Genomic DNA, 26,837 nt, shown 5'->3' with positions numbered 1-26,837 from the left:
TTCCCCACATGTCCACAGCACGCACGCGCCTCGCGCTGGCCCTCAGCGCGACGGCGATCGCCGCCCTCGCGCTGGCCGGCTGCGCCTCGAGCGATCCCCTCACGGGTGACGGCGGCGACACCGAAGAGCCCGGCGGCACGTCGCCGATCGCCATCGGCTCACAGGCGTACTACTCGAACGAGATCATCGCCGAGATCTACGCCCAGGCGCTCGAGGGCGCCGGATTCGAGGTCGAGCGCAACTTCAACATCGGCCAGCGCGACGCCTACATGCCGTCGATCGAGGACGGGTCGATCGACCTCTTCCCCGAGTACACCGGCAACCTGCTGCAGTTCTTCGAGCCCGACACGACGGCGACGACGTCCGACGACGTCTACGCCGCGCTCCAGGAGGCCCTCCCCGAGGGCATCACCGTGCTCGACCAGTCCTCCGCGACCGACCAGGACTCGTACAACGTGACCGCGGACTTCGCCGAGGAGAACGACCTCGTGTCCATCGGCGACCTGGCCGGGATCGAAGGTCTGGTGCTCGGCGGTGCGCCCGAGCTCGAGCAGCGCCCGTACGGCCCCTCCGGACTCGAGGAGGTCTACGGCGTGACCGTCGCCTTCCAGGCCACCGGCGACACCACCGTCGACGAGCTCGTCGCCGGCAACATCCAGGTCGCGAACGTGTACAGCGCCGATCCGCTCATCGAGACGCAGGACCTCGTGACGCTCGAAGACCCCGAGGGCCTCTTCCTCGCGTCGAACGTCGTGCCGGTCGTGGGCGCCGACGTCGCCGACGAGATCGCCGACGTCATCAACGCGGTGAGCGCCGCGCTGACCCCCGAGGGCCTAGTCGCGCTCAACGTGCAGTCGACGGTCGACCAGATGTCGTCCGACGACATCGCGGCGGCGTGGCTCGCCGAGAACGGTCTCGACTGATCTGACCGCGCGAAAGGGCCGGGCGGTCTTCCGCCCGGTCCTTTCGCGTCTCGCAGGCCGACCTCAGCGCGGAATCGACTGCCGACGTGCTCGCGCGCGCGACACCAGGTACGCGATGGCTCGCCAGCCGACGAGGAACAGGCACAGCGTCACCGTTGCCACGACGATGAACGGGAGGGCGGTTCCCTGACCGGATGCCGCGCGCAGCAGCATCCCGCCCACGACCGTCGCCGCCCACACGCCGAGACCTGTGCGGACCGGAGCCGCCGGCGCCCGCCACGCCCGGGTCGCGAGCCAGCCCGCCACCAGTCCCGCGAGGAACGGCCACGCCGTGATCCACAGGCCGACGAGCACCGCCTCGCTGTGGCTCGCGCGGCCGACGGCGGCGAACGCGACGACGAGCACCACGTCCAGCACGAACGACCCGGCGACGAGCCGCCGCGCCGGTCGCGGCATCCGCTCGTCCGTCGTCATGATGCGACGCCTTCGGTTCGCGGCTGGAGGTCTGGGGTGAGCGCCTCCCGCTCATCGAAAACGAAGCACTCCCCGTTCCAGTGCGCGCCGCCCACCTCTTCGAAGTAGCCCAGGATGCCGCCCTCGAGCTGCACGGCGTCGACGCCCTCCTCGCGCAGGTGGATCGCCGCCTTCTCGCACCGGATGCCTCCGGTGCAGAAGCTCACGACGGTCTTGCCGGCGAGGTCGTCGCGGTGGGATGCCACGGCGCCCGGGAACTGCGTGAAGCGCTCGATGCGCCAGTCGATCGCACCCGCGAACGTGCCGTAGTCGACCTCGAAGGCATTGCGCGTGTCGAGGAGCACGACCTCGCGACCGGCGTCGTCGTGACCCTGGTCGAGCCAGCGGCGCAGTGTGCGCGGCGCGACGGCCGGAGCACGGCCCGCCTCCGGACGGATGGCCGGGTGATCCATGCGGATGATCTCGCGCTTGAGCCTGACGAGCATGCGACCGAACGGCTGCGCGTCCGACCAGGTCTCCCGGGTGGTGAGGGCGGCGAAGCGCGGCTCGCCGCGCAGATCGTCCACGAAGCCGTGGACGGCGGCCGGATCGCCCGCGAGGAAGAGGTTGATGCCCTCCTCGGCGAGCAGGATCGTGCCCTTGATCCCGGCCGACTCGGCGCGTGCGCGCAGCACGGGCCGCAGTTCCTCGCGGTCATCGATCCGCGTGAACAGATACGCCGAGATGTTCAGGACGGATGCCACGGCCACAAGCCTACGTTCCGCCCCACCCCCTCCCTCCCGCGCGCCACCCCCTCCCTCCCGCGCCCCACCCCCCTCCGTTGAGTGTCCAGGACGCGCCGCGACCCACGCCTGCCCGACGGCGCGTCCTGGACACTCAACGAAGGGCGCGGCCGAGGAACGGCGAAAGGGGGGCGGCCAGGAGCGGCCGGTAGACTCGGCCCGCCGCGCTCGCGGCCCTCGCGCCGGATCCGCCCGGCTCACGCGCGCAACGGTGAGCGCCCGCACCCCGACTCCCGGAGCACAGCCATGTCGTCCGCCGCACCCGTCACCACTCCCGACAGTCCGTCGCGTTATCGCATCGAGCCGACGGTCCTCCAGGCGCTGCGCAGTCCGCGCCTGCTCACCCGCGAGGTGCTCGCCGGCCTCGTCGTCGCGATCGCGCTCATCCCCGAGGCGATCGCCTTCTCGGTCGTCGCGGGCGTCGATCCGCGGGTCGGGCTGTTCTCGTCCTTCGTGCTCGCCGTCGTCATCGCGTTCACGGGCGGCCGGCCTGCGATGATCACCGCCGCCGCCGGCGCCGTGGCCCTGGTGATCGCCCCCGTCGCGCGCGAGTACGGGATGGACTACTTCATCGCGACCGTGGTGCTCGCCGGCGTCCTGCAGATCCTCCTCGCCGTCCTGGGCGTCGCGAAGCTCATGCGCTTCATCCCCCGCAGCGTGATGGTCGGGTTCGTCAATGCGCTCGCGATCCTCATCTTCGTGTCGCAGCTCCCGCAGCTGATCGACGTGCCGTGGGCGGTCTACGTGCTCGTCGCGGTCGGGCTGGGCATCCTCGTCCTCTGGCCGAGGATCACTCGAGCGGTGCCGGCACCGCTCGTGACGGTCGTGCTGCTGACGGCGGTCGTCGTCGTCTTCAGCATCTCGGTGCCGAATGTCGGAGATCAGGGCGAGCTGCCCCGCAGCCTGCCGGAGCTGCTGGTCCCGAACGTCCCGCTCACGTGGGAGACGCTGCAGATCATCGCCCCATACGCGTTCGCCGTCGCGCTGGTCGGCCTGCTGGAGTCGCTGATGACGGCGAAGCTCGTCGACGAGATCACCGACACGCACTCGCGCAAGACGCGGGAGGCGTGGGGCCTCGGCGTGGCCAACCTGGCGTCGGCGTTCTTCGGCGGAACCGGCGGCTGCGCGATGATCGGCCAGACGATGATCGGCGTGAAGGCGTCCGGCGCGCGCACGCGCATCTCGACCTTCATGGCGGGCGTGTTCGTGCTCGTGCTGGTGGTCGCGCTCGGCGACGTGGTCGCGATCATCCCGATGGCGGCTCTCGTCGCGGTGATGATCGCCGTCTCGGTCGCGACGTTCGACTGGCACAGCATCCGGCCTTCGACTCTCAAGCGGATGCCGCTCAGCGAGACGGCCGTGATGCTGGTGACCGTTGGGCTCACGGTCTGGACGCACAACCTCGCCATCGGCGTCATCGCCGGCGTGCTCACCGCGATGGTGCTCTTCGCGCGTCGCGTGGCGCACTTCACGACGGTCACCCGCACCGTCGACGATGACACGGCGCGCTACCGCGTCGACGGCGAGCTCTTCTTCGCGTCGAGCAACGACCTCACGACGCAGTTCGAGTACGCGTCCGATCCGGCTCACGTGGTGATCGACATGACCCGTTCGCATGTGTGGGATGCCTCGACCGTCGCCGCTCTCGACGCGATCGTCACCAAGTACGAGCAGCGCGGCACCGCCGTCGAGCTCGTGGGCATGAACGCCGCGACGACCGCCTTCCACCGACGGCTGAGCGGCGGCCTCCCCGGCGCCTGAGCGGACCCGCCGCCGGGCGCGTACTCAGCCCTCGGCGTCGGACAGCAGCGCGGGGCACGTCCCGCCGGGCGCTGTCGCGACCTCGAAGTGCCAGCGCTCGTTCGCGTAGATCTGGCACAGTCCCCACTGGGCACCGTGCTCGATGAGCCAGAACTGCGCATCGATCGGGCCGACGTCGACGGCGTCGCCGGTCACGTGATGGGACCGGTCGGGCGCCGCCACGAACTGGCGGGCGATCTTCTCGCTGCCGTAGGTCGTGATCGCGTCGTCGAGCAGCCACTGCTGGAAGTCGCGACTGCGCCAGCCGCCGGTGATCTCGAAGACCACACCGTCGGCTGCGGCCGCTGCGGCGGCGTCCCGCACGGCCTCGCGCAGCGCCGGATCGAGGTTCGCGATGGCGGGGAGGGAGTCGTCGTCGATCGAGGCCGCCTCGGCGAGGTCACCGGCGGCCGCGCTGGGCACGAAGGGCGCGGACAGCGCGAACGCGGGGCTCCAGAGGAACGCCGCCGTCGCGGCGCCGGCGGCGAGGAGGGCGGCGGCGAGCACGCCGATCGCGACGAAGGACACGCGTCGTCGTCGCGGGGACGGCCCGACCGGGGCTGCGGTGAGGAGTGACATGCGACCATCCCACGCGGGCGCCTGTTGCGACGGCGTACACGCGTTCGCATACACCGGCGATACATGCCGCGACCTAGGCTGTTCGGCATGCGGGTGCTGATCGTCGAGGACGAGCTCTACCTCGCCGAGGCCATCCGCGACGGACTCCGGCTGGAGGCGATCGCCGCCGACCTCGCGGGCGACGGCGACACCGCCCTCGAGCAGCTCGCGGTGAACCAGTACGACGTGGTCGTGCTCGACCGCGACATCCCCGGTCCGAACGGCGACGAGATCGCCCGCCGCCTCGCGACGCAGCCGACCGGGCCGCGCGTCCTCATGCTGACCGCGGCCGACCGCCTCGACGACAAGGCGACGGGGTTCGAGAGCGGCGCCGACGACTACCTCACGAAGCCGTTCGCCCTGCGCGAGCTCGTGCTCCGCCTGCGGGCCCTCGGCCGCCGGCCGGCCGCCGGGGCTCCGCCGGTGCTCGAGTTCGGACCGCTCCGCCTCGACCCGTTCCGCCGCGAAGTGTACCGCGACGGGCGCTACGTCGCGCTCACCCGCAAGCAGTTCGCCGTGCTCGAGGTGCTGCTGGCCGCGCAGGGCGGGGTCGTGAGCGCCGAAGACCTTCTCGAGCGTGCGTGGGACGAGAACGCCGACCCGTTCACCAACGCCGTGCGCATCACGATCTCGACGCTGCGCAAGCGCCTCGGCGAGCCGTGGGCGATCGAGACTGTCGCGGGCGTCGGCTATCGCGTGAGCGAGGTGACGGATGCCGCGGGCTGAGGCATCCGCTCCCCCATCGGCGCGCCCGCACGGCCTGTCGGTGCGGGTGAAGCTCACGCTGAGCTACGCCGGCTTCCTCCTCGTCGCAGGGGCGGCGCTCTTCGCGGTCGGCTTCCTGCTGCTGAGGTTCGTGCCGGAGGGGAACGTGTACGTCGTCGGCGGCGGCTGGGCGCCGAATCGGACGAACCTCATCGAGGTGTTCGTGCGGTACTCCTGGTGGGCTCTCGCCGGGCTGCTCGTGTTCGGCCTCGTGGGCGGCTGGCTGCTGGCCGGGCGGATGCTGCAGCCGCTCGACCGCATCACCGACGCCGCACGCCGCGCGCGCGACGGCTCTCTCGACCACCGCATCGCGCTTCCCGGTGCCCGCGACGAGCTCACCGAGCTGGCCGATGCGTTCGACGCGATGCTCGGCCGGGTGCAGCAGACGCTCGACGAGGAGCGCCGCTTCGCCGCCAACGCCTCGCACGAGCTGCGCACGCCGCACGCGATCATCCGCACGATCGTCGAGGTCGCTCGCGCCGACCCCGACGGCCGCGACGTCGACGAGGTGCTGCGGCGCATCGCCGGCACGAACGACCGCGCCATCGCGATCACCGAAGCTCTGCTCGCCCTGGCCCGCGCGGGCCGGGGCGGCACGTGGACGCTCGAGCCGCTGGATCTCGCGGCGGTCGTCGCCGAGGCGGTGGACGAGGAGCGAGCGGATGCCGCGGCCGCCGGCATCCGGATCGACACCTCGCTCACCGCGGCGCCCGCACGAGGCGATCGCACACTGCTCGGCCGGCTGGCGGCGAACCTCGTGCACAACGCCGTCGTCCACAACGAACCCGGCGGCTGGGTCTCGGTGACGACGGGCGGCACCGCGCACGCGGCCGAACTCGTCGTCGCGAACACCGGACCCGCCGTCGACCCGGCCCGCGCCGGCACGCTCGTCGAGCCGTTCGTCCGCGGCGGCGGACGCGCGCGCGGCGCCGAATCGGCGGGCGGCTCGGGGCTCGGCCTCGCGATCGTGGCGGCCATCGTGCGCGCCCACGCGGGCACGCTCGACATCTCGGCGCGACCGGGCGGCGGGCTGCTCGTGCGCGTCGAGCTTCCGCGAAGCGTGGCCCGCGAGGACTGAGCGGGCGATCACGGCGCGGGTCGCGGCATCCGACCCGCCTTCGTGCGGCCGCGCACCGCAGCGCCGACCAGCCGCACGACCGTGACGACGACCACCCCGATCGCGCCGCCCACCGTGTTCCAGAGGATGTCGGCTGGATCGGGCACGCGACCGGGGATCGACCCCTGGGCGTACTCGACGCACGCGGACAGCGCGAAGCCCGCGAGGATCGCGACCGGCCAGGACCGCCGCCGGAGGAGCAGCGCGATCGTCGCGCCGAGCGGGACGAACATCACCACGTTGAGCGTGCGCTCGGGATCGCCGTACGGGATCGCGGCGAGGAGAGGTGCGGCCGCGGCATCCATCACCCGCATGAACTCGCCGCGGGCCGGCGCGACGAGCGCGCGAGGACCCAGGGTCAGAGCGGCGACGGCGGCCACGGCGAGCACCGCCGCGACCGTTCTGGCGGCGCGGCTGCGCGCGGTCGGGACGCTGTGCGTCACGGTTCCTGCTTCCCGCCGGCTGTCGGACCGGCGGGTCCAGTCCAGCGGGACCGATGTTGCGGGAGCGTATGCGCGGTGCGCGTCAGCGCAGGAACATCGCGGGATCGAACTCGTCGATCGGGATGACGCGGACGCGCGGAAGCGGGGCGTCGAACACCTGGGCGTCGTACTCGAGATCGAACTTCTCGATGCCGGGCAGCGCTGCGAAGCCGGCGTTGCGGAACTCGGTGAACGCGAGCACGCCGACGCGTCGCTCGCCGTCGATCAGGGCGGACACATCGTCGAGGAAGTCGCCGTCGTGGCTCACCAGCATGACGTCGTCGGCGCGTCCGGCGAGAGCCTGCAGCGTGCGCTGCACGGCGATGTCGACGACCTTCTCGTCGGGCGCGCCCGAGAGCGGGACGACGCGGTAGTCCATCGCCTTGAGCGCCTGCACGAACGCCATCGGGATGCCGGTCGTCGCATTGAGAAAGAACAGTCCCTGCGCGGGCTGACGCCACGTGCGGGACGCGAACGAGATCAGCCGATCCCACCGTGGGCGCTCGTCGGGCTGAGGCCGGCGGCCGAGGATCGATCCGCCGAGTGTCGCGTCGATGTTCTCGCCGTCGACCAGGATCCACGTCGTCCGTCCGTCGTCGCCCACCGACGCCCCCTCACCGGGCCCGAGAGGTCGGTCACCCGAGCACGATCCTACGTGCGCGACCGGAACGCCGCATGCCGACGGGCGGGGTAGCACTTCGTCGCGGGCTGTGCAATCCCCGAGCGTGGAACGGGGGCTGTGGTTAGTTTCGAAGTGTTCCGACGACAGGAGAGACATCGTGGCCACGACCACCGCGAAGAAGCCCGCCTCGACGAAGACCGGCGCGACGGCGTCGGGAAGCAAGCGGCGCGCCGCACGTGGCGGAGCCGGCGCGGAGCTGACCAACGAGCAGAACGCCGAGCAGGGGTTCACGGCATCCGAGTCCCTGAGCGAGAACCTGCAGAAGGTTCTGGTCGACCTCATCGAGCTGTCTCTCCAGGGCAAGCAGGCTCACTGGAACGTCGTCGGCCGCAATTTCCGCGACACCCACCTGCAGCTCGACGAGATCATCGAGTCGGCCCGCGAGTTCGCCGACACCGTCGCCGAGCGCATGCGGTCGCTGCACGCTCTCCCCGACGGCCGCAGCGACCTGGTCGCCCAGACGACCACGCTGCCCGAGTTCCCCCAGGGTGAGATCGCGACCACCGAGGTGGTCGACCTGATGACGGAGCGACTGGATGCCGTCGCCACGACTTGCCGCGACGTCCACGACGACGTCGACGAAGAAGACCCCACGAGCGCCGACATTCTCCACGCGATCCTTGAACGCGTGGAGCAGCTTTCGTGGATGGTGAGCGCGGAGAACCGCACGCCGAAGCGGTGACCCTCAACAGGCGCTCGACGCTGCCCACCTCTCCTCCGGGACGGTGGGCAGCGCTACGTTGAGGCGCGGTCCTCGCTCGCAGCGTGTGAGCGGTAACGCCGACCTTGCTACGCCCGTTGCGTGAGCGCTAACATCGCAGACGAACCCCTCACCACCGCCGTGCCGATGCGGCGAACGAAGGATGTGCGATGAAGCAGCCCCTTGTCCGACGCACGCTGGCGAGCCTCACTGCGATCGCCCTCGGCCTGACCGGTGCGATCGCCGCAAGCGCTCCGGCGGCGGCCGCCGAGGCCGCCGCGACGCTCGTGGCCCACTTCCCCCTCACCGAGACCAGCGGCACGGTTGCGGTCGATGCGAGCGGGTCGGGCCGCGACGGCACGTATGTCGGCGCGCCCGCGCTGACCGGCGGTGAGGGAGTGCGACTCGACGGCTCCGACGATCACGTGAAGCTGCCCGACAATCTGCTCGCCGGCCTGACGTCGATCACCATCAGCGCCGAGGTGCTGGTGCGTGCCGCCCAGGGCACGCCGTACTTCATCTACGGCTTCGGCAACACCGACGCCGCCGGCGTGGGCAACGGCTACCTCTACTCCACCGGAAACGCGTACAAGACCTCGATCGCCTCGGGCAACTGGTCGACCGAGCAGACCGCGAACAGCAGCGCGAACCTCGAGCGGGACGTCTGGAAGACGATCACGTACACGCTCGACGACGCGACCGACACCGCCCGCGTCTACCTCGACGGCGTGCAGGTCGCGCAGAACACCGCTGTCACCATCACGCCCGGGTCGATCGGTGGCGGCGTGACCACGGCGAACCACCTGGGTCGATCGGTCTACGACGCCGACAAGCGACTCGCCGGCAGCCTGCGCGACGTGCGGATCTACGACGCCGCGCTCAGCGCCACCGAGGTCTCGGCGTTGGTACCCACCGACGAGACACGACTGCAGCGGGATGCCGCGGCCCTCTCCCTCGGCGACCTCAGCGGTCTCACCGCCAACCTCAGCCTCCCCGCGAAGGGCGCCAACGGGGCCGCGATCACGTGGGGCTCCAGCGACCCGGCGGTCATCTCCGCCACCGGCGCCGTCACCCGACCGGCTGCCGGTCAGACGCCGGCCGAGGTCACGCTGACCGCCACGCTCGCGCGCGGCTCCGCATCCGCGACCCGCGCCTTCACCGCCACGGTGCTGCCCCTCCCCGGCGGCGACGCGCTCGCTCAGGCCGACCTCGACGCGATCGCGATCCCCAGCGCACAGGACGTGCGGGGCAACATCACGCTGCCCGCAGCGGGCTCGGTCAACGGAAGCGACATCACCTGGGCCGCTGCGCCGACGGGCGTCATCACGACCAGCCCGCAGGGCGGCAAGCCGGCAGGGGTCGTGACGCGCGGCTCCGTCGACACCGCGGTCACGCTCACCGCGACCGTGCCGGGAACCACGGCCACCCGCAGCATCCCGGTCACCGTGACCGCCGCTCCCGCGGGCCTCGACACCGACTACACGGCCGGCTACCTGTGGACCCACTTCGCCGCCGAGGGCGGGTACGAGAAGATCTTCTACGGCTACAGCGAGGACGGCCTGCACTGGTCGAAGCTCAACGACAACAAGCCCATCCTCGCCAACCTCGGCGGCGACCTCGGCGTGCGCGACCCGCACCTCGTCCGCTCCCCCGACGGCGACAAGTACTGGATCATCGGCACCGACCTCCACGCCGAGGGCGGCGGGGCAGGCGGCTCCGGCTGGGACCAGTTGAACGCGAGCCAGAACCTGGTCGTGTGGGAGTCGACCGACCTGGTCAACTGGAGCGACCAGCGCATCGTGTTCGCCGGCTTCGACCAGGCAGGCTGCGTGTGGGCCCCGGAGGCGACGTACAACGAGGCGACCGGCGAGTACTACGTGTACTGGGCCGCGCGTGACCGCACCGACGACGGCACCAACGACTGGGCCCTGCGGATGTACCTCACCAAGACGCGCGACTTCGTCACGTTCACCGAGCCCGAGATCTGGACGTCGCTCAACGAGAAGGGCGACGGGCTGACCGGGCCGAACATCATCGACTCGACGATCGCGAAGGAGGGCGACACCTACTACCGCTTCTCCACGTCGGACTGGCACACGGTCGTCGACACCGCCCCCAGTCTGGACGGACCGTGGACCCGCGAGATCGCTCGGGGCGAGGCATCCGCTCACGGTCTGCGGGCCTCGATGGAGGGGCTCACGGTGTACCAGCTGCCTGACGGGCGCTGGGCGGCGATGGGCGACCAGAGCGGCTACTTCGCCCACATCGCCGACACGCTCGAGAGCCTGGAGTTCCGGCAGCTGACCGTGGGCAGCGGCCCCGACCAGTACTCGTTCGACCAGCGCTTCCGCCACGGCTCGGTGCTGCGGCTCTCTGCCTCCGAGGAGGAGCGCCTCCTCGAGGCGTACGGCGATGCGCCGGTCGACCCCGAAGAGCCGGAGGAGCCGCAGGAGGAGCCGATCGCCGAGTACACGTTCGACGACGGCACGCTCGCCGACTCCGTCGGCAGCGCCGACCTGACTGCCAGCGGAACGGCGGCCGTGGCCACCGACGCCGTGCAGGGCAAGGCGCTGAAGCTCGACGGCACGACCAACGGCTTCGCCGCGTTCCCGACCGGGTTCTTCGACGGCCGCAGCACCATGACGGTGTCAATGGACGTCAAGTCCGAGAAGACGAGCGGCAACTTCTTCACCTTCGCGTTCGGCGCCGGCCAGGACAAGTACTACTTCCTGCGGGTCCGCGGCGGCGACGTCCGCAGCGCCATCACGCAGACCTCGTGGCAGAACGAGTCGGCCGTCACCGGAACGGTGAGCAGCGGTCAGTGGCACCGGGTCGACGTGGTGTTCGACGGCGCGAAGATGACGGTGTACTCCGACGGCGTGAAGCTGGGCGAGAACTCGGCGCTGGCGGCCACGGTCACCGACCTCGGATCGAACCTGGTGGGCTATCTCGGCAAGTCGCTGTACGCGGCCGACGGGTACTTCCAGGGCTGGTTCGACAACGTGCGGGTCTACAACCGCGCGCTGTCGGCAGCGGAGGTGCTCGCCAACGCGGGAGTCACCGACCAGCTGCTCGAGGTGTCGCTGTCCGACCCGTCGAAGCTCAAGGTGGCGCCGATCGTCGACAGCACGGCTCACACGGTCGTGGTGCCGGTCGTCAAGGGCACCGACGTCACCGCGCTGGCGCCGACCTTCAGCACGGCTCCCGGCGTCACGGTGTCGCCGGCCTCGGGGACGGTGGTCGACCTGAGCGAGCCGGTCGCGTACACGCTGTCCGAGCCCGACGGCTCCACCACGTCGTGGACCATCGAGGCGCGCGTCGTGAACAGCCCGGTGCTGCCGGGCCTCTACGCCGACCCGAACATCGCCGTCTTCGGCGACACGTACTACATCTACGCCACGTCGGACGGCTACGCCGGCTGGGGCGGCAAGGACTTCTACGTGTGGAGCTCGAAGAACCTCGTCGACTGGGAGCGCTCGGACGAGCCGTTCCTCACGCTCGACGGCGCCAACGGCAACGTGCCGTGGGCGACGGGCAACGCGTGGGCGCCCACGATCATCGAGCGGGAGGGGAAGTACTACTTCTACTTCAGCGGACACAACGCCGCGCTCAACCGCAAGACGATCGGCGTGGCCGTCGCCGACAGCCCGGTGGGCCCCTTCGTCGCCCAGCCGACCGCGATGATCCTCAACAACGAGGAGGTCACGTCCGGCCAGGCGATCGACCCGGCCGCCTTCCACGACCCGGTGTCGGGCAAGTGGTACCTCGGGTGGGGCAACGGCGGCAACGCGGCGGTGCTCGCAGAGCTGAGCGACGACATGATCTCGCTGAAGGCGGGGACGTACCAGCGCATCAACGGCCTCACCGATTTCCGCGAGGGCGTGTTCTTCAACTACCGCGAGGGGCTGTACCACCTGACGTACGCGATCGACGACACCGGCTCGGAGAACTACCGCGTCGGCTACGCGACGGCCACGAGCATGAACGGGCCGTGGACGTACCGCGGGGTGATCCTGCAGAAGGACCTCTCGCTCGGCATCAAGGGGCCCGGTCACAGCTCGATCATCAACGTGCCGGGAACCGACGACTGGTACATCGCCTACCACCGCTTCGCGATCCCCGGCGGCCACGGCAACCACCGCGAGACGACGATCGACAAGCTGGAGTTCGGCGCCGACGGGCTCATCAAGCCGGTGGTCCCGACGCTCGAGAGCGTCGGTCCGCAGACGATCGAGCTGCCCGAGACCGGACCGCAGATCGAGGTCACCACGACCTCGCGCTGCATCGGCGGAAAGGTGACGCTCGTGGTGCAGGCGAAGAACGTCGACGACCTCGCGGCGACCCTGGCGATCCAGACGGCGTACGGCAGCAAGAGCATCACGCTCCAGCCGGGCAAGTCGACGTCGCAGGCCTTCACCACACGCCTGGCTGATGTCGAGGCCGGCACGGTGTCGGTGACGGCGAACGCCACGCGGGACGGCGAGCCGGTGACCTCGGTGACCGACGCGTCGTACGGGCTGCAGACCTGCGGCTGATCTCGCACGGATGATCACGGGCCGGGTGCCGCCGCGAAGGCGGCGCCCGGCCCGTCGCTCGTTCCCGCCGCCGCTACGCTGAGGCGATGGATGTGCACGGCGGCCGGAGCCGCCTCGGCTGGGCCGACCTGCCGGTCCACATCCGCGCGCGCATCGAGCGACTCGTCGGGGCTCCGGTGACGACGACGACGACGGCCGACGGCGGCTTCTCCCCCGGCTTCGCATCGAGTGCAACGCTCTCGGACGGGCGCACCCTCTTCGTGAAGGCGGTCGGCACCGCGACCGGACCGGGCAGCGCCGATCTGCTCCGCCGCGAGCGCGAGAACCTGGAGCGACTCGGCAATCGCCCTTTCACGTCGCACATGATCGCCGCCGATGATGACGGCGATTGGGTCGTCGTGGTGTTCGAGCACGTGCCGGGGAGAGCGCCGATCCCCTCCGTGAGAGACGAGCGGAGAAGGATGATCCGGGCGTTCGAGGAGGCCGCGGCATCCTTCACTCCTTCGCCGATCGCCGCGAGGACGTTCGCCGACGCCGTCGGTGCTGATCTCGACGGGTGGAACCGCGTCGAACGAGGCGATCCGGCCGTCGAGATCGATCCCTGGGTCGCCGGGAATCTCGACCTGGTTCGCACCTTGGCTGCCCGGTGGCGGGATGCCTCTGCCGGCGCCTCGCTCATCCACGGCGATCTGCGCGCCGACAACATGCTGCTGTCGGGCGACGACGTGGTGATCGTCGACTGGACCGAGGTCTGCGTCGCGGCACCTTGGCTGGACTGGGTGCTCGCCGTGCCGAGCGTCTGCCTGTTCCCCGACACCCCGTCACCCGAGTCGGTGTTCCGGGAGTCCGCTCTGTCCGCGTCCGCTCCTGCCGCCGACGTCACCGCGGTGCTCGCGGCGATGTCGAGCTACTTCCTGTGCTCAGCCGTTCTCCCCTTCATCCCGCAGTTGCCTGCCCTGCGAGACTTCCAACGCGCGCAGGGGGTGGTCGCCGCCCGCTGGCTCCGCATCCGGATCGAGGCCGGTCTCGCCTGACACCGGCGCAGCGGTCCGCGATCAGTCGGCGCGGGCGGTGCGCAGCGGCGAAGCAAGGGCGATCAGGAACGCGAGCGCGAAGATCGCCGCCACGCCCAGCAGTACCGCGTTGAGCTCGAAGACGCTCGCCGCCGCACCTCCGGCCAGTGCGCCCACGACCGCCATCGTGCGATTCGCCGAGCGACGCGTGCCGTTGGTACGGCCCAGCAGGGCGTCGGGCGTGACCGTCTGCCAGTAGCTCATCTCGTTCGCGTTCTCGACGCCCGCGGCGAGTCCCTGCAGGGCGAAGGCGCCGAACAGCAGGGCGAGCGCGACGGGGTCGGCGTCGCCGGAGGGCAGCAGGGCGATCGCCAGCCATGCGATCGGATACAGCCCGCGCGCAGCGATGATCGCCGGGCCGGCGCCGATGCGCCCGCCGACGACCGCGGCGAGGCTCGCCCCCAGCAGGGTCGCCGCGCCGCCGGTCGCGAACAGGAGACCGTAGGCGAAGGGTCCGAGTTCGAGGCTGCGCAGTGCGAAGACCGCGAGCACTGTGAGCGCGGCGGCGTTGGCGAAGAACCAGACGTGCGTCGACCAGGCGAGGGGTGCGAGGGTCGCGTGCCGATAGATCCAGCGCACGCCCTCCGCCACCTCGCGCCGCAGCGAGCGCTTCGCCCGCGTCCGGTCGATCGTCTCCGTGATGCGCGCACCGGCGATCAGCACGGCGTCAGCGATGTAGGTGACGGTGTCGACCGCCAGCGCGAGCGGAGCACCGAGCAGCCCCACGAGCGCCCCACCGAGTGCCGGCCCCGCGGTCTGCGCCGCCGCTTCGGCCTGATCGAGCCGCGCGTTGGCGGCGAGGAGCGCGCGGCGCTCGACGATCTGCGGCAGGAGGGATTGCGTCGCGGCGAAGCCGAACACGGCGAACGAGCCGAAGAGCAGCAGGAGCGCGATGAGCACCCAGAGCTCGAGCGCTCCCGCCATCCACAGCACCGGGATCAAGCCCAAGGAGACCGCCCGGCCGATGCTCGCCCACACGAGGACGCGCTGACGCCTCCAGCGGTCGACATATACCCCCGCGAAGAGCCCCAGCAGCGCGTAGGGGACGAACTGCGCGGCAGAGACGAGACCCACTTCGAACGGGCTCGCGTCGAGCACATCGACGACCAGCACGGGCAGGGCGACAGCCGTCAGGGCGGTTCCGAGCGCGCCGACCGCGACGGCGGAGAAGTACCGCACGAACGCCGGGCGGGCGAAGAGCCCGTCCTCACGCTCGCCCATGGATCTCCCTGTTCGCTCCTGCATCCACCCTGTCAGACGAGCGGATGCCGGCGCCCGAGACGGACCGCGGGCGTATCTCTTCGCGTGTCATCCTCTTCGGATGACGCGGGCGACCCGGGGGCGCCCGATAGTGTTCGAGGCATGGCATCAGGACACCACCAGCAGGAGCCGCACGGCGGCGTGCTCAGCGGAAACGGCAGCCCCGCGCTCTGGGGCGCGCTGCTCGGACTCATCATCTTCGCGTTCGTCGCCGTGCCCATCTCGGCAGCCGTGCGCTTCGCGACGCACCCGGCCTCGCAGCAGCTCTTCGGCGGCCGCCTCGAGGCGGCCACCACCGGCGGCTACGTGGCGTTCTGGTGGACTGTCGCGATCCTGCTCTTCGCGCTGCCGTTCCTCGTGGGCTGGGCGGTCGCCAAGCTCTCGGGCAAGACGCTCGCGATCGTCGGCGCCATCCTCGCGGTCTTCTTCATCGCGATCCTCATCATGGGGCAGCTCTTCGTCTTCTGACGCCCCGCCTCCGCGGGGGGTGCGTCGCAGGACCTGCGGCTTCGCCTCGCGTATGACACCACTTCTGCGACCCGTCGCTCCGGCGTGTCTCAGAAGCCGCAGCGGAACGCCGGGTGGCCCGCAGGTTGTGCGACACGTTTCGGGCGCAGTCCGGGCGCAGGCGCGGGCCGGGCGCAGGCGCGGGCCGCGGGCGCGACGGCAGCCCCCCGTCATAATGGGATCATGGCGGCCGGCTACAGCGCGATCTCGAGCTATTCGCGCGTCGAGATCATGCACCTCGTGCAGGAGCGGCCGCGACGGGCGATCGCCGAACTGGTCGAGGCCACGGGACTCCACCCCAACACCGTCCGCGAGCACCTGCAGCGGCTGATCGAAGCCGGTTATGTCATCGCCGAGACCGAGCGTCGCACCACGCGTGGCCGGCCGCGCGTGCTGTACACGGCGGCGACGGGCGGGGCCGCGGCATCCAGCCCGGTCGCTGCGCAGCGGGCGAAGGATGCCGCGCGCCGGGGCGACCTGATGCGCCGCGTCTACCCGCAGAACTCGGGTGAGCGCCTCCACCCCGACGCGCTGCACCAGCTCGACGCCCTCGTCGACGACCTGGCGGCGGCCGGCTTCGACCCGCTCGTGGACGAGGACGCCCTCACCGTCGACCTCACCCCCTGCCCGCACTCCCCTGCCGCCGACCACCGAGGCACCCTCTGCCACGTCCACGTCGGCCTCATGGACGCCGTGCTCGCGCAGGCGGGCGGCCCGCTGAAGGTGGACGGCATTGCACCCTCGTGCGATCCGGCTCAGTGCGTCGTGCACCTCACGGCGCAGGAGGCGCGCTCGGCCTGAGCGCTCAGCGCCGCACGCGGTCGGCGCGCGTGTAGAGGTTCATCGACGACCCCCGCACGAAGCCCGCGAGGGTGACACCGGACGCCTCGGCCAGCTCGACGGCGAGCGACGACGGCGCCGAGACGGCCGACAGGATCGGGATGCCGGCCATGACGGCCTTCTGCACGAGCTCGAAGCTCGCCCGGCCCGAGACCTGGAGCACCATTCCCCGCAGCGGCAGGCGGTCGTTGAGCACGCCCCAGCCGACGACCTTGTCGACCGCGTTGTGGCGGCCCACGTCCTCGCGCACGACGAGCAGCTCGCCGGTGCTCGCGTCGAACAGCGCCGCGGCATGCAGGCCCCCGGTCGTCCCGAACACGGCCTGCTCCTCCCGCAGACGGTCGGGAAGCTCCAGAAGCTCCTCAGCGCCGAGGGACGCGGCATCCGTCCCCACCTCATAGGACGAGACGGTCTCGACCGCGTCGATGGACGCCTTGCCGCACAGCCCACACGAGCTCGTCGTGTAGAACCTGCGCGCGAGGTCGGGGTCGGGAGGCGCGACGCCCGGCGCGAGGGCGACGTCGAGCACGTTGTAGGTGTTCTCGGCGCTGCCCGCGACGCCGACCGCGCCGGTGCCCGGCCCGCCGCAGTGGATGGCCGAGCGGAACTGGTCGCCGCGCGCGATGACTCCCTCCGAGACGAGGAATCCGGCCGCGAGCTCGACGTCGTGACCCGGCGTGCGCATCGTGATGGCGAGTGGTGCGCCGGCGACGCGGATCTCGAGGGGCTCCTCGACGGCCAGCGTGTCGCTGCGCCGGCGCTCGCCGATGCCGTCGTCGGAGCTCACGACCTTGACGATCGGCCGGTGGACGGTGAGGCGGCCCACGGTCGTCAGCCTCCGATCGCGTTCATGCCGCGCGCGGGCTGGAGGAAGCTGGGGTCGTTGATCGCGTGACCCGGGAGCTTTCCGTGCACGCAGGCGCGCAGCATCCGGTCGATGCCGTCGTCGACGGGCGCGGTTGCCTCCTCGCGCAGAATCGGCAGGAGGTCGTACTCCGTCGCCGAAAACAGGCAGTTGCGCAGCTGGCCGTCGGCGGTGAGGCGCAGGCGGTCGCAGTCGCCGCAGAAGGGCGCCGTCACCGAGGCGATCACGCCCACCGTGTGCGGACCGCCGTCGAGCAGCCAGCGCGCCGCGGGCGCACCGCCGCGGCCCGGCACCGGAGTCAGCGACCACCGCGTCGCGAGCGTCGCAAGGATCTCATCCTGCGTGACCATGCGCGAGCGGTCCCACGTGTGCCCGGCGTCGAGCGGCATCTGCTCGATGAAGCGCATCTGCGCGTCGTGCGCGACCGCGAACTCGACGAGGTCGACCAGCTCATCGTCGTTGACGTCGCGCATCGCCACTGCGTTGAGCTTCAGAGGACGCAGAGCGGATGCCGCGGCCGCCGCGATCCCGTCGAGTACGTCGTCGAGCCGGTCCCGGCGGGTGAGCTCGTGGAAGCGATCGCGCCGGATCGTGTCGATCGACACGTTGAGGCGGCGCAGGCCGGCAGCGGCGAGATCGGGGAGCAGCTCGCGGAGGCGGATGCCGTTGGTGGTCATGGCGATGTCGACCGGGCGCCCGTCGGGCGCGGCGACCGCGGCGAGCCGGCGGACCACGTCGACGATGTCGGTGCGCAGCAGCGGCTCGCCACCCGTGAGCCGGAACGTCGTGATGCCGTCGGCGGCCGCGATCGTCGCGATGCGCACGATCTCGTCGGTCGAGAGGATGCTGGAGCGCGCGAGCCACTCGTTGCCCTGCTCGGGCATGCAGTAGGTGCAGCGCAGCGAGCAGCGGTCGGTGAGCGAGATGCGCAGGTCGCGGTGGACGCGGCCGTGGGTGTCGACGAGCGGGTCGCCGACTCCGCCGGCGGCGGTGCTCGTCGCGTCGGTTCGGGCCTGCGGCGCGCGGGGCGCGATGGTCACGGGGATGGCGCTCACGCCGGCATCCCCCGCCGCCCCGACTGTGTCGCCATGGTTCGAGGGTAGCCCGCCGGGCGGCGGCGAGGCCGCGCGAGTCATTGTTTTTTCACGGCGGGAGGGGCGGCGCGCGAGCGGCGTGAACTGGGACTCTGGGCGCAGGGCGGCCGCCGTCGACGGACCGACGCCCTTGTGGTCTGACCACATGCTAGTGTGGTCAGACCACACATCCTCTCGAGCGATCGGAGAACGCCTCGTGGATCTGCTGGACCCTCTGCTGCTCGCCCGCTGGCAGTTCGGCCTCACGACGCTGTACCACTTCCTGTTCGTGCCGCTGACACTCGGCATGGCGCTGACCGTCGCGATCTTCCAGACCGCCTGGCACCGCACCGGCACCGTGAAGTGGCTCCACCTCACGCGGTTCTTCGGCAAGATCTTCCTGATCAACTTCGCCATGGGCGTGGTCACGGGCATCGTGCAGGAGTTCCAGTTCGGCATGAACTGGTCGGCCTACTCCCGCTTCGTCGGCGATGTGTTCGGCGCTCCGCTCGCCTTCGAAGGGCTCATGGCGTTCTTCTTCGAGGCGACGTTCATCGGCCTGTGGATCTTCGGCTGGGACCGCCTGCCGCGCGCGCTGCATCTGGCGAGCATCTGGATCGCGACGATCGGCGCGTGGTTCTCGGCGTACTTCATCCTCGCGGCCAACGCGTTCATGCAGAATCCCGTCGGATTCCGGATGGCCGAAGACGGCTCACGCGCTGAGATGACCGACTTCCTCGCGGTGCTCACGAACCCGGTCGCCCTGGCCGCCCTCCCCCACACACTGTTCGCGGCGTTCATGATGACCGCCGGCGTCATCATCTCGATCTCGGCCTGGCAGCTCATGCGCGGCCAGAACGTCGAGATGATGCGCTCCTCGCTGCGCTACGGGCTGTGGGGCATGATCGTCGCCTTCGCGGGCGTCGCGATATCGGGCGACCAGCTCAGCCTCGTCATGGTCTCGACCCAGCCCATGAAGATGGCCGCCGCCGAGGCGATCTTCGACAGCGCGTGCGGTGCGGATGCCTCGTTCTCGATCTTCACGCTCGGCACGCCGGACGGCTCGACCGAGCTGTTCTCCATCCGCGTCCCCTATCTGCTGGCTCTGCTGTCCACACACTCGCTCGACGGCTGCGTGGAGGGCATCAACGACCTCAACGCCCAGTACACGACCGAGCTGTTCCCGCAGTTCGCCGACCAGGTCGACGGCAGCTTCGCCCCGATCCTGTGGGTCACCTACTGGGCGTTCCGCTGGATGATCGGCCTCGGCGGCATCGCCGCGCTCACCGCCGTCGTCGGGCTCTGGCTCACCCGGAAGAAGGCCGCCCGCGACGTGCCGCAGTGGGCCTGGAAGCTCGCCGTCTGGGCATGGCCGGCGTCGCTGTTCGCCATCCTCGTCGGCTGGGTCTTCACCGAAATGGGCCGCCAGCCCTGGATCGTGTTCGGGCTCATGCTCACCGAGGACGGCGTCTCGCCGAGCGTGCCCGGGTGGACGGTGCTCATCTCGCTCGTCGCCTTCACCCTGATCTACGCCGTGCTGGCCGTGGTCGAGGTCGGCCTGATCATCAAGACCTCGAAGAAGGGCCCCGAGCCGCTGCCCGGGCCCGACGATCCCGACCCCCGGGAACACGCGGTCGAAGACACCCCCACGACGGTCTACTAGGAGCATCGACATGGACCTCGCGTACCTCTGGTTCTGGATCGTCGGCTTTCTCTTCGTCGGATACTTCGTCCTCGACGGGTTCGACTTCGGCGTCGGGATGTCGCTTCCCTTCCTCGGCAAGGACGACATCGGACGCCGGCAGATCATCAACACCATCGGGCCGGTGTGGGACCTCAACGAGACGTGGATCATCGTCGCCGGCGCCTGCCTGTTCGCGGCGTTCCCCGAGTGGTACGCCACGCTCTTCAGCGGCTTCTACCTGGCGCTGCTGCTGATCCTCCTCGCGCTCATCCTTCGCGGCGTCTCGTTCGAGTACCGGCACCAACGCGACAGCCTGCGCTGGAAGCGCGGCTTCGACACCATGATCGTGATCGGCTCGGCCGTCCCGGCGCTCCTCTGGGGTGTCGCGGTCGCCAACATCGTTCAAGGCGTGCCGCTCGACGCCGACCACGAGTTCACCGGCTCCCTCCTCACGCTGCTGAACCCGTACGGACTTCTCGGTGGCCTCACGACCCTGCTGCTGTTCTTCACGCACGGCGTGTACTTCGTGGCTCTGAAGACCGACGGCCAGGTGCACGACGACGCCCGCCGTCTCGCCCGCCGCAGCGGCGCACTGACCATCGTGGTGGCCGCGGCGTTCCTCGTGTGGACCGTGTTCATCGCAGCCGGGCACGGTGCACCGCTCCTCGGAGCCGTGGTCGTCTGCGCGGCCCTCGCCGCGGTGACGCTGCTGCTGTCGTTCCTGTCCAACCTCCGCGACCGCGAGGGCTGGGCGTTCGGCTTCGGCGCCGTCACGATCGTCGCCGCCGTGCTCACGCTGTGGTTCGCACTGTTCCCCTTCGTCATGCCGTCGTCGACCGACATCACGCACAGTCTCACGATCGAGAACGCGTCGAGCACCGACTACACGCTGACGATCATGACGTGGGCGGCCGCGATCTTCCTTCCGCTCGTGCTGCTCTACCAGGGGTGGACGTACTGGGTCTTCCGCAAGCGCGTCTCGCGCTCCCGCATCGAGAAGGCGGCCGCGCTCGTCCACTGAACCGAGCCGGATAGGTAGGGTCTAAGGGCGATGAGCGACGACGAACGCGCGGAGCCCGGCAGACGGTCGAGGCCCGTCGATCCCCGGCTCCTGCGGTATGCGTCGGCGTCGCGCGGCTTCTTCCTCGCGATCGGAGTAGTCGCCCTCGCGCAGACGACGGTGATCATCGCGTTCGCCTGGCTGCTCACTCGTGCGATCACCGGCGCGATCGACGGGATGCCGCTGCCCGACCTCGCGCCGACGCTCGTCGCCCTCGCGGCCGTCGTCGCCGTGCGCGCGATCCTCCTGTGGGCGCGTGAGGCGACTGCGGCGCGGGCGGCCGCGAGAGTCCAGACGCAGTTGCGCGCGGCCCTCGTCGAGGCGGTCGGGGCGCTCGGCCCCGAGTGGCTGGGCGGGCGCAACTCCGCCCAGCTCGCCGTCACCGCCGGCCGAGGGCTCGACGCGCTCGAGGCGTACTTCGGCCGCTACCTGCCTCAGCTCGTGCAGACCGTGGTCGCGACGCCGATCCTCATCGCGGTGATGTGGTGGCAGGACTGGATCTCGGGCCTCACCGTCCTGCTGACCCTCCCGCTCATCCCGGTGTTCATGGTGCTCATCGGACTCGCGACCCGCTCCGTGCAGCAGCGGCAGTGGAAGACCCTGCACCGCCTCGCCGCCCGCTTCGCCGACACCGTCCAGGGCCTGTCGACGCTGAAGGTGTTCGGCCGGCAGCACCGGGCCGCGGCATCCATCGAACAGGTCACCGGCGAGTACCGCCGCGAGACCATGCGGGTGCTGCGCGTGTCGTTCCTCTCGGGCTTCGCGCTCGAGTTCCTCGCGAGCATCTCCGTCGCGATCATCGCCGTCTCGATCGGCTTCCGCCTGATCGACGGCGCGCTGGTCCTCGGCGTCGGGCTCTTCGTCCTGCTGCTCGCGCCCGAGGCGTATCTCCCCCTGCGGCAGGTCGGCGTGCAGTTCCACGCCGCCGCGGAGGGCGTCGCCGCGACCACCGACGTGTTCGCGGTCCTCGACGCCGCGGCCGCCCTCACTCCCACCCCCGCCCCCGCCCCCCTGTTGAGTGTCCAGGACACGCCGCCGTCGGCACCGGCCCCGCGGCACGTCCTGGACACTCAACGGGGAGCGGGGGGCGACGAAGGGCCCGGGGCGCAGGCGGGCGGGCGAGTGCTGCGCCTGCATGATGTCCGGGTGCGGAGGGGCGAGCGGATGCTGCCACCTGTGTCGCTCATCGCGGCACCGGGCACGGTGACCCTGCTCGAGGGGCCGAGCGGCGCGGGCAAGTCCAGCGTCCTCGCGGCGCTGCGCGGCGCGGCGTCGTTCGAGGGCGCGGCGACCTACAGTGGGACCGACCTGCGCGCGCTCGCGCCTGCGGAATGGCTGGCGTGGGCCGGGCAGCAGCCGGGGCTCATCTCCGGCACCATCGCCGGCAACGTCACGCTCGGCGATGCGGCGCCCGACTCCGCACTCGTCCTTCGCGCGCTCGCGCTCGCCCGGGCCGACGAGCTCGTTCCCGACCGCGAGCTCGGCGTGCAGGGCGCCGGCCTCTCGGGCGGTCAGGCGCAGCGGGTGGCCGTGGCCCGGGCGTTCTACCGCCACCTGCGCGGGCGCGCGGCGGTCATCGCACTCGACGAGCCGAGCGCCGCCCTCGACCCCGACACCGAGTCGCAGCTCTGGCGCAGCGTGCGCGAGCTCGCCGACGGCGGTGCGGCGGTGCTGCTCGTCTCACACCGCACCAGCGCGCGCGGGATCGCCGACGACGTCGTGCGGCTCCAGCCCGAGGAGGTGGTCGTATGACCGCGGTCACCCGGGCCGACGTGCTCCGCGGCGCGATGCCTCCCGCGCGCCGGTTCTGGCCGGCGCTCGCGGCGGGCTTCGTGTCGGAGGCATCCGCCGTCGCCCTCCTCGCCGTCAGCGCCTGGCTCATCGTGCGGGCGAGTGAGCAGCCGCCGGTGCTGTACCTCTCGGCCGCCGTCGTCGGCGTGCGCCTGTTCGCGCTCTCGCGGGCGACCTTCCGCTACCTCGAGCGGCTCGCCGGCCACGACGCCGCGCTGCGCCAGCTCGCGACGACGCGCGCGACGCTCGTGCGGCGCCTCGTCCCGCTGGCTCCGGACGGGCTCGCCCGCACCGGCCGCGGGTCGGTGCTCGGCGCCCTGGTCGACGACGTCGACGACCTGCAGAACCTGCCCCTGCGGGTGGTGCAGCCGCTCGTGGCGTCCGCGACGGTCGCCCTCGGCGCGGTCATCCTGGTGTCGATCGTCTGGTGGCCGGCCGGGTTCGTGCTCCTCGCGTGCCTCGTGGCCGCCGGGCTCGCGGCCTCGCTGTGGGGATGGGCTTCCGGTGCACGCGCGGAACGCGATATCGCTCCCCTGCGCGCCCGACTCGCCGACGCGGTGCTCGACCACCTCGGCAGCCTCGACGTGCTCGCCGCGTTCGGCGCGGAAGCCGAGAGCCGCACGCGCATCGCCGACGCCGATGCCGCCGTGCGACGTGCCGTGGTCCGCAGAGCGGGCGCGCAGGCCGGCACGACGGCGATCGTCTCGCTCCTCGCCGGCGGCGCATCGATCCTCGCCGTCGTCGCGGCCATCCCCGGCATCGCGTCAGGGGCCCTGGACGGCCCCTCGCTCGCCGTCGTGGTCCTGGTGCCGATGGCGGTCTTCGAGGTCTTCGCCGCCGTGCCGCTCGCGGCCGCCGCGTGGCGCCAGGTCGCGGCATCCGCCGATCGCATCGCGGGAGTGCTGCCCGACCGACTGCCCGACGCGCTCGTCGACGAGACCGTCGCGGCGACCGGCGAGGGACCGTCTCTGGGCGACGGACTCCGGCTGCGCAGCGCCTCGGCCCGCTGGCCGGGAGGAACGGATGCCTCGCTCCACGACATCGATCTCGAGGTGCGCCCCGGTGAGCGCGTCCTGGTCGTCGGATCGAGCGGCGCCGGCAAGACCACCCTCGCCCACGCGCTGGTGCGGTTCCTCGAGACCGACGGCGACTACGAGATCGGCGGCCGCTCGGTGCACGGCCTCGCCGGTGACGACGTGCGCCGGACGGTCGGGCTGTGCGAGCAGCAGCCGATGCTCTTCGACGAGGACATCCGTCAGAACCTGCTGTTCGCGCGCGACACCGCGAGCGACGCCGAGCTCGAGGCCGCGCTCGCGCGTGTCGGCCTGGGCGACTGGCTGCGCGAGCGGGGCGGGCTGGACGCCCGCGTCGGCGAGCGCGGCGCTCTGGTGTCGGGCGGACAGGCCCAGCGCATCGCGCTCGCGCGGGCGCTGCTGCGCGGGTTCCCCGTGCTCGTGCTCGACGAGCCGACGGCGGGCGTCGACCCCGAGGCATCCGATGCTCTCCTCGCCGACCTGCTGGGCGCCGTCGGCGACGATCAGGCCGTCGTGCTCATCTCGCACGTCACCGTGCCGCCCGGGCTCGTCGATCGCGTCGTGCGCCTCGAGCGCGGACGCATCGTCGCCGCGGAGGCCTGAGCGGGCGAGCGGATGCCTCGGCTACGGTCGAACGCATGACCCTGACGGTCCGCACCGCCACCCGCGACGACGCTGCCGACATCACGCGGGTGCGCATCGACACGTGGCGAGCGGCCTACGCGGGACTCATGGCACAGGAGATCCTCGACGCGTTGGACGCCGAGCGCGAGACGGAGCGCCGGATCGCCCGCTGGGACGAGATGCACGGTGACCCGCGCGGCTGCGAGCTGGTCGCCGAGGTCGACGGTGCCGTGGCCGGCTGGGCGGCGATCGGACCCTCGCTCGACTCCGACCGACCGCGCGACGGCCAGCTCTACGCGATCTACGCCCGGCCCGAGCGCTGGTCGCGCGGTGTGGGTCACGCGCTGCTCGTCACCGCGGAGCAGCGCCTGCGCGCATCCGGCTTCCGCAAGGCGCACCTGTGGGTGCTCGACCGCAACGAGCGCGCGGCGGCGTTCTATGAGCGCCACGGCTGGCGCGAGGACGGAGCGACGATGACCGATGAGCGCCGCATGGACGGCATCGGTCACACGCTGTTCGAGCGGCGCAGGATCCGCGACCTCAGGGAGACGCCGGCGAGCTGCTGAGCACCGGATCCGGCGCGGCCCCCGGGTGCTCGCGCACACCCCGCGGATCCGCCGTGACGCCGGCCTCCGCCGCGGCGGCGATGCGCCGCGCCATGCCGGCGAAGATGACGCCGTGGAACGGCAGCACGGCCAGCCAGTACAGGCGGCCCGCCAGCCCGAGCGGGAAGAACACCGCACGCTGCTCGTAGCGCGAGCCCGCGGCATCCGGGACCGCCCGCAGTTCGAGCCATGCCAGTCCGGGAACCTTCATCTCGGCCCGCAGCCGCAGGAAGGTGCCCGGCTCGAGGGCTTCGACGCGCCAGAAGTCGAGCGCGTCGCCGACCGCCAGCCGACCCTTCGACCGGCGGCCGCGCGCCAGGCCGATGCCGCCGACGACGCGGTCCATCCAGCCGCGGATCGCCCACAGCACGGGCGAGGAGTACCAGCCGTTCTCCCCGCCGATCCCCTCGATCACCCGCCAGAGCGCCGCGGGCGGTGCCGAGGTGGTCGCCGAGCGGCTGTCGGTGAACACCACCCGCCCCGCCCAGTCCGGGTCGCTGGGCAGCGCATCGCTCGGCACGCCCAGCACTTCGGCATCCTGCCAGCTGGTCTCGACGGCGTCCGCCTCGACGCGTCCGAGCGCGAGCCGTACGGCGGCGCGGTAGCTCGTGAGCCCGTCGGACGGCGGCGGGATCAGATCGTCGACGTCGTGGTCCTTCATCACGCACTCGTTCTGAAGCGACTCGACGAGCGGCATCGCGATCGACCGCGGGATCGGGGTGACGAGATTCACCCAGTGCGACGCGAGGCGCGGCGTGAGCACGGGCAGCGCGGCGATCGCGCGCTGGTGCAGGCCCGCCTCGACCGCGTAGCCGTTCATCATCTGGCCGTACCGCAGCACGTCGGGTCCGCCGATGTCGACGGCGCGGTTCACGTCGGCGGCCACGCGCGCCGCGCCGAGCAGGTAGTGCAGCACGTCGCGCACGGCGATCGGCTGGATGCGGTTGCGCACCCACTTCGGCGCCGGCATGTACGGCAGCACCTCCGTGAGGTGACGCACCATCTCGAACGACGCCGAGCCCGATCCGATCACCACCCCGGCCTGCAGCACGAGCGTCGGCGCGCCGCTGCCCAGGAACGTCTCGCCGACCTCGACGCGAGAGCGAAGATGCGCAGACAGGTCCACGTCGTCCGGGTGCAGGCCGCCGAGGTAGACGATGCGATCGACGCCGGCCGCTGCTGCCGCACCGGCGACGGTCTCCGCGGCCGTCCGGTCGGCATCGGCGAAGTCCTTGCCCGACGACATCGAGTGGACGAGGTAGTACAGCACGTCGACATCGGGGACAGCGGATGCCACGGCCGAGGCATCCGTCGCATCACCCGCGAACACCTCGACCCGGTCACCCCATTCGAACGCGCCGACGCGCGTCGCGTCGCGGACGAGCACGCGCACGTCGTAGCCGGCGGCGAGCAGCCGCGGGACGAGGCGGCCGCCGATGTACCCCGTGGCGCCGATGACCAGGGCGCGCGGTGCCGTGCCGTCGTCGTGCGGCACTGCGGCGAGCGCGGGCTCGCGGCCCGTCGGGGCGGAGAGGTCGTCCAT

23 protein-coding genes are annotated in these 26,837 nt (G+C 71.4%); 14 read left to right on the top strand and 9 right to left on the bottom strand.

Translation table 11 applies throughout. From position 1 onward, the window contains the following. Nucleotides 1–8 precede the first annotated feature (8 nt). Nucleotides 9–923: an ABC transporter substrate-binding protein gene (locus JX005_RS04525; RefSeq protein ID WP_214466239.1), complete on the top strand. Its 915-nt coding sequence runs from the start codon at nucleotides 9–11 to the stop codon at nucleotides 921–923. Between the two features lie 63 nt (nucleotides 924–986). On the opposite strand, the gene JX005_RS04520 is transcribed toward JX005_RS04525, so the two are convergent. Beyond that, the gene (locus JX005_RS04520; protein ID WP_246533553.1) at nucleotides 987–1,397 is read right to left on the bottom strand and encodes a DUF3054 domain-containing protein; all 411 of its coding nucleotides are present in this window, start codon (nucleotides 1,395–1,397) and stop codon (nucleotides 987–989) included. Then, nucleotides 1,394–2,140 (bottom strand): sulfurtransferase, encoded by a 747-nt coding sequence (locus tag JX005_RS04515; protein WP_214466238.1) that lies wholly within the window; start codon nucleotides 2,138–2,140, stop codon nucleotides 1,394–1,396. The genes JX005_RS04520 and JX005_RS04515 overlap by 4 nt, the downstream gene beginning before the upstream one ends. A gap of 285 nt (nucleotides 2,141–2,425) precedes the next feature. Here JX005_RS04515 and JX005_RS04510 point away from each other — a divergent pair, with 285 nt between their 5' ends. Further along, entirely contained in the window at nucleotides 2,426–3,940 is a 1,515-nt protein-coding gene (locus JX005_RS04510; protein ID WP_214466237.1) for a SulP family inorganic anion transporter, read from the top strand. A 24-nt stretch (nucleotides 3,941–3,964) separates the two neighbouring features. On the opposite strand, the gene JX005_RS04505 is transcribed toward JX005_RS04510, so the two are convergent. Then, entirely contained in the window at nucleotides 3,965–4,558 is a 594-nt protein-coding gene (locus JX005_RS04505) for a M15 family metallopeptidase (RefSeq protein WP_214466236.1), read from the bottom strand. 87 nt (nucleotides 4,559–4,645) lie between these two features. On the opposite strand from JX005_RS04505, the gene JX005_RS04500 reads away from it, so the two are divergent. Both JX005_RS04500 and JX005_RS04495 read left to right on the top strand, forming a co-directional pair. Then, nucleotides 4,646–5,323 (top strand): response regulator transcription factor, encoded by a 678-nt coding sequence (locus JX005_RS04500; protein ID WP_214466235.1) that lies wholly within the window; start codon nucleotides 4,646–4,648, stop codon nucleotides 5,321–5,323. Further along, the gene (locus JX005_RS04495) at nucleotides 5,310–6,440 is read left to right on the top strand and encodes a sensor histidine kinase (RefSeq protein ID WP_214466234.1); all 1,131 of its coding nucleotides are present in this window, start codon (nucleotides 5,310–5,312) and stop codon (nucleotides 6,438–6,440) included. Before JX005_RS04500 ends, JX005_RS04495 begins: the two co-directional genes overlap by 14 nt. 8 nt (nucleotides 6,441–6,448) lie before the next feature. Here JX005_RS04495 and JX005_RS04490 read toward each other — a convergent pair whose 3' ends face one another. Next, nucleotides 6,449–6,922, bottom strand: a complete 474-nt coding sequence (locus JX005_RS04490) for a VanZ family protein (protein ID WP_307858491.1) — start codon at nucleotides 6,920–6,922, stop codon at nucleotides 6,449–6,451. A gap of 82 nt (nucleotides 6,923–7,004) precedes the next feature. Continuing rightward, on the bottom strand, nucleotides 7,005–7,565 hold the full coding sequence (locus tag JX005_RS04485) for an NYN domain-containing protein (RefSeq protein ID WP_307858490.1): 561 nt from the start codon (nucleotides 7,563–7,565) through the stop codon (nucleotides 7,005–7,007). 172 nt (nucleotides 7,566–7,737) lie between these two features. On the opposite strand from JX005_RS04485, the gene JX005_RS04480 reads away from it, so the two are divergent. From JX005_RS04480 to JX005_RS04470, 3 genes are all read left to right on the top strand, one after another. Beyond that, a complete protein-coding gene (locus tag JX005_RS04480; protein WP_372447323.1) occupies nucleotides 7,738–8,325 on the top strand; it encodes a Dps family protein in 588 nt (195 codons plus the stop codon). A 188-nt stretch (nucleotides 8,326–8,513) separates the two neighbouring features. Beyond that, on the top strand, nucleotides 8,514–12,878 hold the full coding sequence (locus tag JX005_RS04475) for a family 43 glycosylhydrolase (protein WP_214466232.1): 4,365 nt from the start codon (nucleotides 8,514–8,516) through the stop codon (nucleotides 12,876–12,878). 86 nt (nucleotides 12,879–12,964) lie between these two features. Beyond that, a complete protein-coding gene (locus JX005_RS04470) occupies nucleotides 12,965–13,912 on the top strand; it encodes a phosphotransferase family protein (RefSeq protein WP_214466231.1) in 948 nt (315 codons plus the stop codon). Nucleotides 13,913–13,933: 21 nt separating this feature from the next. Here JX005_RS04470 and JX005_RS04465 read toward each other — a convergent pair whose 3' ends face one another. After that, the gene (locus JX005_RS04465) at nucleotides 13,934–15,172 is read right to left on the bottom strand and encodes an MFS transporter (RefSeq protein WP_214466230.1); all 1,239 of its coding nucleotides are present in this window, start codon (nucleotides 15,170–15,172) and stop codon (nucleotides 13,934–13,936) included. A gap of 141 nt (nucleotides 15,173–15,313) precedes the next feature. On the opposite strand from JX005_RS04465, the gene JX005_RS04460 reads away from it, so the two are divergent. Both JX005_RS04460 and JX005_RS04455 read left to right on the top strand, forming a co-directional pair. Then, nucleotides 15,314–15,679 carry a hypothetical protein gene (locus tag JX005_RS04460; protein WP_214466229.1) on the top strand — a complete coding sequence of 122 codons (366 nt, stop codon included), beginning with the start codon at nucleotides 15,314–15,316 and terminating at the stop codon, nucleotides 15,677–15,679. Nucleotides 15,680–15,901: 222 nt separating this feature from the next. Continuing rightward, nucleotides 15,902–16,519: an ArsR family transcriptional regulator gene (locus JX005_RS04455; RefSeq protein WP_214466228.1), complete on the top strand. Its 618-nt coding sequence runs from the start codon at nucleotides 15,902–15,904 to the stop codon at nucleotides 16,517–16,519. 4 nt (nucleotides 16,520–16,523) lie between these two features. Here the strand turns inward: JX005_RS04455 and fdhD are convergent, their stop codons facing one another. Both fdhD and moaA read right to left on the bottom strand, forming a co-directional pair. Next, on the bottom strand, nucleotides 16,524–17,384 hold the full coding sequence (gene fdhD, locus JX005_RS04450; RefSeq protein WP_214466227.1) for a formate dehydrogenase accessory sulfurtransferase FdhD: 861 nt from the start codon (nucleotides 17,382–17,384) through the stop codon (nucleotides 16,524–16,526). A gap of 5 nt (nucleotides 17,385–17,389) precedes the next feature. Next, complete coding sequence (moaA, locus tag JX005_RS04445) at nucleotides 17,390–18,478, bottom strand: GTP 3',8-cyclase MoaA (protein WP_307858489.1); 1,089 nt, start codon at nucleotides 18,476–18,478, stop codon at nucleotides 17,390–17,392. A gap of 235 nt (nucleotides 18,479–18,713) precedes the next feature. Here moaA and JX005_RS04440 point away from each other — a divergent pair, with 235 nt between their 5' ends. From JX005_RS04440 to JX005_RS04420, 5 genes are read left to right on the top strand one after another with little or no spacing between them, the layout of a single operon-like run. Then, nucleotides 18,714–20,159 carry a cytochrome ubiquinol oxidase subunit I gene (locus JX005_RS04440; protein WP_214466226.1) on the top strand — a complete coding sequence of 482 codons (1,446 nt, stop codon included), beginning with the start codon at nucleotides 18,714–18,716 and terminating at the stop codon, nucleotides 20,157–20,159. A gap of 10 nt (nucleotides 20,160–20,169) precedes the next feature. After that, nucleotides 20,170–21,201 (top strand): cytochrome d ubiquinol oxidase subunit II, encoded by a 1,032-nt coding sequence (cydB, locus tag JX005_RS04435; RefSeq protein WP_214466225.1) that lies wholly within the window; start codon nucleotides 20,170–20,172, stop codon nucleotides 21,199–21,201. A gap of 30 nt (nucleotides 21,202–21,231) precedes the next feature. Further along, nucleotides 21,232–22,992 carry a thiol reductant ABC exporter subunit CydD gene (gene cydD / locus JX005_RS04430; RefSeq protein WP_214466224.1) on the top strand — a complete coding sequence of 587 codons (1,761 nt, stop codon included), beginning with the start codon at nucleotides 21,232–21,234 and terminating at the stop codon, nucleotides 22,990–22,992. After that, nucleotides 22,989–24,668: a thiol reductant ABC exporter subunit CydC gene (gene cydC, locus JX005_RS04425; protein WP_214466223.1), complete on the top strand. Its 1,680-nt coding sequence runs from the start codon at nucleotides 22,989–22,991 to the stop codon at nucleotides 24,666–24,668. The genes cydD and cydC overlap by 4 nt, the downstream gene beginning before the upstream one ends. A 35-nt stretch (nucleotides 24,669–24,703) precedes the next feature. Continuing rightward, a complete protein-coding gene (locus JX005_RS04420; RefSeq protein WP_214466222.1) occupies nucleotides 24,704–25,255 on the top strand; it encodes a GNAT family N-acetyltransferase in 552 nt (183 codons plus the stop codon). Here JX005_RS04420 and JX005_RS04415 read toward each other — a convergent pair. After that, nucleotides 25,230–26,837, bottom strand: a complete 1,608-nt coding sequence (locus JX005_RS04415; protein WP_214466221.1) for an SDR family oxidoreductase — start codon at nucleotides 26,835–26,837, stop codon at nucleotides 25,230–25,232. The two genes, JX005_RS04420 and JX005_RS04415, sit on opposite strands and share 26 nt — an antisense overlap.

The organism is Microbacterium flavescens, from assembly GCF_018588945.1.
Lineage (GTDB): Bacteria > Actinomycetota > Actinomycetes > Actinomycetales > Microbacteriaceae > Microbacterium > Microbacterium flavescens.
Note: the sequence above shows the minus strand (reverse complement) of the source record. Positions and strands in the feature narration are given on the sequence as shown.